9 protein-coding genes are annotated in these 7,167 nt (G+C 68.7%); 3 read left to right on the top strand and 6 right to left on the bottom strand.

Annotated elements, in window-relative coordinates; genetic code table 11:
- Both NON22_RS17885 and NON22_RS17880 read right to left on the bottom strand, forming a co-directional pair.
- Positions 1-664, bottom strand: a 664-nt coding sequence (locus tag NON22_RS17885) for a pilin (RefSeq protein ID WP_257388306.1), incomplete at its 3' end; no start/stop codon positions are given.
- Positions 661-1,929 carry a hypothetical protein gene (locus NON22_RS17880; protein ID WP_257388305.1) on the bottom strand — a complete coding sequence of 423 codons (1,269 nt, stop codon included), beginning with the start codon at positions 1,927-1,929 and terminating at the stop codon, positions 661-663. The genes NON22_RS17885 and NON22_RS17880, both read right to left, overlap by 4 nt.
- A gap of 254 nt (positions 1,930-2,183) precedes the next feature.
- On the opposite strand from NON22_RS17880, the gene NON22_RS17875 reads away from it, so the two are divergent.
- Both NON22_RS17875 and NON22_RS17870 read left to right on the top strand, forming a co-directional pair.
- Entirely contained in the window at positions 2,184-2,606 is a 423-nt protein-coding gene (locus NON22_RS17875; protein WP_257388304.1) for a cupredoxin domain-containing protein, read from the top strand.
- Between the two features lie 76 nt (positions 2,607-2,682).
- Positions 2,683-3,114, top strand: coding sequence for a cupredoxin domain-containing protein (locus NON22_RS17870; RefSeq protein ID WP_257388303.1), 432 nt, complete (start codon positions 2,683-2,685; stop codon positions 3,112-3,114).
- 67 nt (positions 3,115-3,181) lie between these two features.
- Here the strand turns inward: NON22_RS17870 and NON22_RS17865 are convergent, their stop codons facing one another.
- The 4 genes from NON22_RS17865 to NON22_RS17850 all read right to left on the bottom strand — a co-directional run bounded on the left by NON22_RS17865 (position 3,182) and on the right by NON22_RS17850 (position 6,269).
- Entirely contained in the window at positions 3,182-3,664 is a 483-nt protein-coding gene (locus tag NON22_RS17865) for a glutathione peroxidase (RefSeq protein WP_257388302.1), read from the bottom strand.
- Positions 3,665-3,927: 263 nt separating this feature from the next.
- Positions 3,928-4,410: an FKBP-type peptidyl-prolyl cis-trans isomerase gene (locus tag NON22_RS17860; RefSeq protein WP_257388301.1), complete on the bottom strand. Its 483-nt coding sequence runs from the start codon at positions 4,408-4,410 to the stop codon at positions 3,928-3,930.
- Positions 4,411-4,518: 108 nt separating this feature from the next.
- A complete protein-coding gene (dctA, locus tag NON22_RS17855; protein WP_257388300.1) occupies positions 4,519-5,814 on the bottom strand; it encodes a C4-dicarboxylate transporter DctA in 1,296 nt (431 codons plus the stop codon).
- 245 nt (positions 5,815-6,059) lie between these two features.
- The gene (locus NON22_RS17850) at positions 6,060-6,269 is read right to left on the bottom strand and encodes a cold-shock protein (RefSeq protein WP_257388298.1); all 210 of its coding nucleotides are present in this window, start codon (positions 6,267-6,269) and stop codon (positions 6,060-6,062) included.
- Positions 6,270-6,678: 409 nt separating this feature from the next.
- On the opposite strand from NON22_RS17850, the gene NON22_RS17845 reads away from it, so the two are divergent.
- Positions 6,679-7,167: glycine-rich domain-containing protein (locus tag NON22_RS17845; RefSeq protein ID WP_425508000.1), on the top strand; the 489-nt coding region annotated here is incomplete at its 3' end.

Raw genomic sequence — 7,167 nt, 5'->3', positions numbered from 1 at the left:
CGGCCGCGGCCAACGTCGCGTCGCGCCGCTGCAGCCAGCCCAGGGCGCGGTCCACGCGCGGCAACAGCGCGAGCGGCAGGCGGCGCAATCGCGCCGGCTCGCGCTGGATCGGCGCGATCAGCGGGTGGCGCCAGATCAGCAGCACGGCCGATACGAGCAGGATCAGCAGCGACAGCACAAGCACGATCACGAGCCAGCGCGTCGTATCGCCGACCAGCGATTGCTCGCTGCGGCAGTTCAGCGGCAGGTAGCGTGCCGGAATCGGCGGATCGCCGGCCAGGCAGCTCCAGAGCAGGCTCTGCGGGTCCCGGCGATGGATCACGCGGCTGCCGTGCAGGCTGCGGTCCAGCCGCGGCGTCGCGCGCAGCGTGCCGACGAGTTCGTCCGGCCGCACCGACAGCTCGAAGATCTCGCCGAGCGGCTGCACGCCGGCGTCGGCCAGGTCCGACGGCCACTCGTCGTGGACCAGGACGTATTCGTTGATCTGCAGGCGCGCGACCTGCAGCTCGTTCCAGCCGTTGGCGATCCAGGCCATGTTCTCGGGATTCGCGACGACGCGGCCGAGCAGCGGATTCCACTGCGGCACGAGCAGCGCCGTGCCGATGAACAGGGTGGCGACGGCGATCGCGCCGCGGCGCAGCCAGACCTTCACTGCCGTGCTCATGCGCCGGCGTCGCTCCAGGCCGCGACGACCTGGCGGCCCGCACGGCGCACGGCCTCGCAGCGCCATTCCAGCTGCAGGCCGTCGCTGCCGGGCCGCGCGGTCACGAGATTGGCCCAGAACAGCCGGCGCAGCAGCCGGTCGATCAGGTAGGGCTGGGCGCGGCCGACGCTGGCCTGACCGAGCCAGGCGCTGATGCGCGCACGCGCGTCGGCCTCGGCCAGCAGCGGCACGAAACCCTCCCACAACCGTGCGCTGCCGGCGAGGCACTCAGACAGATCGGGCTGATCCCAGGTGGAAGGAACGGCATGCCAGCGCAAGGCTTCGTCGATCAGGGCCGGATGGCCGCCGCAGTCGCGTTCGAGCCGGCTCAGCAGCGCCGCGTCGACCTGGGCGGCCGGCAGCTGGCGCGCGGCCAGCGCGCGCAGCTCGGCCGGTCCCGGGTCGGGCCAGTTCTCCACGCTCGCGATGTTCAGCAGCGACAGGTCGCCGCTCTGGTACTTGAGTTCGGCGAGCGCCTCGCCGCCGCAGAGCAGCAGATGCAGCCTGCCGCTGTACATCTCGCTGAGCCCGCGCAGGATGCCGGCCAGCGCCTCGCGCAGATGCGCCTCGCCCTGTTCGAAGCGGCTGACCAGGCAGAACACGCGCTCGCCGGCGGCGAGGCGGCGTTCCAGCGCGGCTTCGAATGCGAAGTCCGAATCGACGTCGGCGAAGCCGCATTGCGCGCCGATCGCGGCGAAGTAGCCGCGCGCATCGGCGTCCACGCTGTAGGGCGGACGGACGTGCAACACCGCCTCGCCGTAGATCTGCCGCGCCGCGGCCAGCAGGGATTCGCGAAACGGCGGCTGTCCCCAGTGGGCCTGGCTCAGCAGCATCAGGATCGGATACGGCGCGAGCCGCTGCAGCCGCTCGAACAGGCGCGCGACGTAGTCGGCGTACGGCTGGTCCGGCGCCTGACCGCCGACCGGGTATTCAGGTTCGAAGCCGGCGCTCTTGAGCAGCCGGTCGGTCTCCTGCTCGCTGAGGCGCAGATAGCGCGCGCAGTCGACGAGCTTGTGGCGATGCTTGCGATTGGGCAGGGACAGGCCGTGGCGCCAGTTGTTGACGGCTTCGCGGCTCATGCCGATCTCGGTCGCCACGCCGGAGGCGCTCGCACGGATGCGGCGCATGAACGTCGTGAGCAGGCCGGCGAAATCTTCCGACACGGGCAGATCCAGGCGATCTTCGGGATCGCGCACGCTACGCGGCGGCGGCGGAAAGTCAAACATGCCGCGCCCCGCGCCGTCGCACCGCCCGGTTCTCCGGTTTCGTCCGCATCGATCGCCGCCCCGCTCCCCCGCTGCCGGCGCGCATTGTCGGCAGCGGCGACCGGCGCCGGAACCGGCCGCTTGTCCAGCGCGCCCGGCGCGCGCTTTACGCCGCGTCAAGCCGGCATTCGCTGTATCCGCCGATCGAAGTTCCGTCCTGCGGACGGCGCCCTGCGCCGCGCCGCGCGTTGCCCATCCCCCACGAGGCCAAACTGATGAACATCCTGCGTCCGCTCGCCGTGCTCGCCCTGTTCCTGCCGTTCGCCGCATCCGCCGCGCCCAAGGGCGCCACGACGACTTTCGCCGTCGGCGCCGGCGGCTTTTCCGCCTGGACCATCGACAGCCAGTCGAACCCGCCGCTGACCCTGGAACGCGGCCGTACCTACGTGTTCGATCTGACCGGCGTGGCCGGCGTGCATCCGTTCAACATCAACACGACGAACACGACCGGCAGCGGCGCGCGCTACAACGTCGGCGTCACCAACAACGGCGCGACCGGCGACACCGACATCACCTTCGTCGTGCCGGCCGGCGCGCCGAATTCGCTGCACTACAACTGCGGCAATCACGCGGCGATGAACGGCACGATCACGGTCATCGATCCGGACGGCATCTTCGCCAACGGCTTCGAGTCGTGATGCGGACGACGGTCGCGGGCTATTCCCGCGGCCGCCGGCATCTGCTCCAATCGGGCTCCGTCACGAGGATGCCCGCATGCGCCTGTTCCACCGCCCGTGCCTGATCGCTGCCGCGTTCGCGGCGTCCGCCGTCGCACCGGTCCAGGCGGGGGGCGTCACGCGGACGTTCCAGGTCAGCGCCGGCGGCTCCACCGCGTGGACGATCGACGGGCAGTCGAATCCGCCGCTGAGCCTGCAGCGCGGCGGCACCTACGTGTTCCATCTGAACAACGTCGGCGCGATTCATCCGTTCAACATCAACACGATCAACGCGCCGGGACCGAATTTCCTCTACAACGACGGCGTGACCAACAACGGTGCGACCGGCACCACCGACATCACGTTCGTCGTGCCGGCCGATGCGCCGGCCACGCTGCACTACAACTGCGAGAACCACGTCGGCATGAACGGGCCGATCACGATCACGGCGCCCGATCCGATCTTCGCCGACGGCTTCGAGAACGCCTGAAACGCGGCGCCGGAACGACGAAGGCGGCCCGGGGGCCGCCTTCGTCGCAACGCTGCCGGGACCCTGCTCAGCCGAGCACGTCGTCGAGATCCTTCTCGATCTTCTCCGGCGTGTCGGTCGGCGCGTAGCGCTTGACGACCTGGCCGTCGCGATCGACGAGGAACTTCGTGAAGTTCCATTTGACGCCTTCGGTGCCGAGGAAACCGGCCTTTTCGCTCTTGAGCCAACGGTACAGCGGGTGCGCCTTGTCGCCGTTGACGTCGATCTTGGCGAACATCGGAAAGCTGACGTCGTAGTTCAGCGAGCAGAAATTGCGGATCTCGTCGGCGTCGCCGGGTTCCTGGTGGCCGAACTGGTCGCACGGAAAACCCAGCACGACGAGGCCTTCGTCCTTGTGCTTGCGGTACATGGCCTCGAGCCCCGCGTACTGCGGCGTGAAGCCGCACTTGGACGCGACGTTGACGATCAGCAGCGCCTTGCCCTTGTAGTCCTTGAGCGGCTGCTCGTCCCCGGCTAGCGTGGTCGCGGAAAAATCGTAAGCCGTCGTCATGACTGCACCTCGGATGGATGGTCGGACCTGCAGGAAGAACCGTGCGGCAATCCTAACCCAGCGGCTGCCCGGCGATCCGCGACATCGCAACCCGCGCCGGCATCCGTAATCCCCTCGATTCGAGGGGAGCGACGAGCAGCGATCGTGCGGAACGCAGGTTCTCAACCGGAACGCCTCAGCCGGACGCCTGCGTCGCCGCATCCGGCGCGGCGGGAACGGGCAGCCGGCTGCGGGAGTGGCGCAGGGAACGCCGCCCGAGCCCGTCAGTGATGATGCCCGCCGGCACCGTGCACGTGGCCGTGCAGGATTTCCTCGGGGCTCGCATCGCGCACGTCGGTGATCTCGATCGCGAAATGCAGGGACTGTCCGGCCAGCGGATGATTGCCGTCGATCGTGACGGTGTCGCCGTCGACCGCGGCCACGGTCACCGTCATCGGACCCTGCGGGCCGTTGGCATGGAACTGCATGCCGGGCTCGATCGTGTCGACGCCCTGGAACGCTTCGCGCGGCACCCGCTGGATCAGCTGCGCGTGATGCACGCCATAGCCTTCCTCGGGCGCGACGACGACGTTGAAGCTGTCGCCGGCCTTCTTGCCGCTCATCTCGCGTTCGAGGCCCGGCACGATGTTGCCGACGCCGTGCAGGTAGACCAGCGGCTCGCGGCCCTCGGACGAATCGATGATCTCGCCCTTGTCGTTGGTCAGGGTGTAGTGAAACGCGGCGACGCGGCGCTCGGCAATCTGCATGAGGTTCTCGGAATGGGGCCCGATGCGGGCGGGAGAAGGACCGGCCGACCGCCGGTGCTGCCGCGCAGCATGAGGGCGGTACGGGGCGGATTCAAGTCGCGGGCGGGCTCAGGCGGGCGCCGTCGCGGCCTCGGGCAGATCGTCGCCGGGCCCGGCCGCGAAGGCCGCTTTCATCTTCGCGTCGTCGCGCAGGCCTTCCCAGCGCGCGACGACCATGGTCGCCACGCCGTTGCCGATGACGTTCGTGACCGCGCGCGCTTCGGACATGAAGCGGTCCACGCCGACGACGAGCGCGACGCCTTCGACGGGCACCTTGCCGCTGAGCGCGCCGAGCGTCGCGATCAAGGTCGTCAGGCCCGCGCCGGTGACGCCGGCCGCGCCCTTGGAGGTCAGCAACAGAACGCCCAGCAGCACGAGCTCGTCGTGCAGCGTCAGCGATGCGCCTACCGCCTGGGCGATGAAGATCGCCGCGAGCGTCAGGTAGATGCAGGTGCCGTCGAGATTGAACGAATAGCCGGTCGGCAGCACGAGACCGACCACCGAGCGGTCGCAGCCGGCCTGCTCCAGCCGCACGAGCAGGCGCGGCAGCGCGGACTCGGACGAAGACGTGCCCGCGACGAGCACGATCTCGCGGCGAATGAAGACGAGGAATCGCCACAGCGAGAAGCCCGACCAGTACGCGACGAGGTTCAGCACGCCGAACACGAACACGAAGCAGGTCGCATAGACGCAGAGCAGCAGCCAACCCAGCGAGACCAGCATGCCGAGGCCGAACTTGCCGATCGCGAACGCCATCGCGCCGAACGCGCCGATCGGCGCTGCGCGCATGACGATCGCGACGATCTTGAACAGCACCTGCGACAGTTCCTCGAGCAGGTCGAGCACGCGCCGGCCGGCGCCGCCGCTGCGCGTCATCGCGATGCCGAACAGCACGGCGACGAGCAGCACCTGCAGCAGGTTGTTGTCGACGAAGGCCGAGACCAGGCTCTTCGGAATGATGCCGAGCAGGAACGCCGCGAGCGTCTGTTCCTTCGCCGCCGCGACGTAGTCGGCGGTCTTCTTCGGATCGAGATCGCCGGGCTGCAAGGTCATGCCGGCGCCGGGTTGCGCGACGTTGGCCACGACGAGGCCGACGACCAGCGCGAGCGTCGTCAGCACCTCGAAATAGATCAGCGCCTTGACGCCGATGCGGCCCGAATGGCGCAGGTCGCCCATGTGCGCCATGCCGACGACGATGGTCACGAAGATGACCGGACCGATGATCATCTTCACGAGATTGATGAAGCCGTCGGCGAACGGCTTCATCTGCGCGCCGAGCTCCGGCTGGTAGTGCCCCAGGGTGATGCCGACGGCCACGGCGATCAGCACCTGGACATAGAGGTTCTTGCAAGCGTCCCGCCACATCTCCGCCGCTCCGTCTTCCGCGCCGCGCCCGCGGGCGTTCGCCCGCCGCCCCCGTGAACCCGCGCGCCGTCATGGCCGGCCCGCCGCAGGGACACTAGCGGGAAAGCCCGCGCGAAGGAACGGCGCGAGGGTGCGGGCGCAGAAAAAACCGGTGCGGCGGAGATCGCGCGACGAAAACCGAGGCAACAAAAAACCCCAGGCATTGCTGCCTGGGGTTTTCGAGGTCTAGCCGGGGACCGCTGGGATCAGAGAACCTGAACCTGGTCGGCCTGCATGCCCTTCTGGCCCTGCACGGCGATGAAGCTCACGCGCTGGCCTTCCTGAAGGGTCTTGAAGCCGGTGCCCTGGATCGCGCGGAAGTGCACGAACAGGTCAGCGCCGCTTTCCGGGGTGATGAAACCAAAGCCCTTGGCGTCGTTGAACCACTTGACGGTGCCAGTCTGACGATTCGACATGTCTTAACTCCATGAAACAATTTGAGGAAATCACGATCGCGGTGAATCCGGACCGAGACTGAGGTTGCAGGGAGCAAGCAGGGCGAATCGATGAAGCGGATCACGGAGGATCAACCGCATCAGGCCACAATTTACCGTGACCCAGGCAAACACAGTGCGGCGGAAGATACTCGTATTTTTGTTCTGTGCCAATAGGTTCAGTCCGCCAATTGCAAAGGATTCGCCGATCGGCAGCCGCGGCCGTACGTCGGCGCACGCGCGGTTCGCTCGACCCGCCCGGCGACGTTGATGCGCAGAGAACGGGGCGTGGCGGGGAAACGGCCCCGACAACGGCAGCGTCCGCTACGCGGACCTTGCCCGGACACGAACTGCGGGTAATGTGGCGCCAGCCTCGCGAGCGGAGACAGCCATGACGGACAGCATCTGGTCGGAACGGGAACGGGAGCTCTGGCAGCGCCTGGACGCGCATGACTTCGGCACGGCCGGCTGCGCCCTGCCGTTCGCGCGGCGGCTCGCGCGCGAGCACGGCTGGAGCCAGGCCTACGCCGACGGCGCCGTGCGCGAATACAAGCGCTTCTGCTTTCTCGCCGTCGCCGCCGGCCACGTGGTCACGCCGAGCGACCCAGTCGACGAAGTCTGGCATCAGCACCTGACCTACAGCCGCGACTACTGGCAGCGCTACTGCCCGGACGTGCTCGGCAGCGCACTGCACCACGAACCCACGCGCGGCGGCCGCGAGCAGAGCCGCCTGCACTACGACCAGTACGCCGAAACCCTCGCGAGCTACCAGCGTTGGTTCGGTCCGCCGCCCGCGGACTACTGGCCCGACGCGCGCGCGCAGACGGCCAGCCCGGCGCGCTGGCGCCGCGTCGACCTCGCGCGCGGCTGGCTGCTGCCC

This window comes from Tahibacter caeni (genome assembly GCF_024609805.1).
GTDB lineage: Bacteria > Pseudomonadota > Gammaproteobacteria > Xanthomonadales > Rhodanobacteraceae > Tahibacter > Tahibacter caeni.
This window is presented reverse-complemented; position numbering and strand designations above follow the sequence as displayed.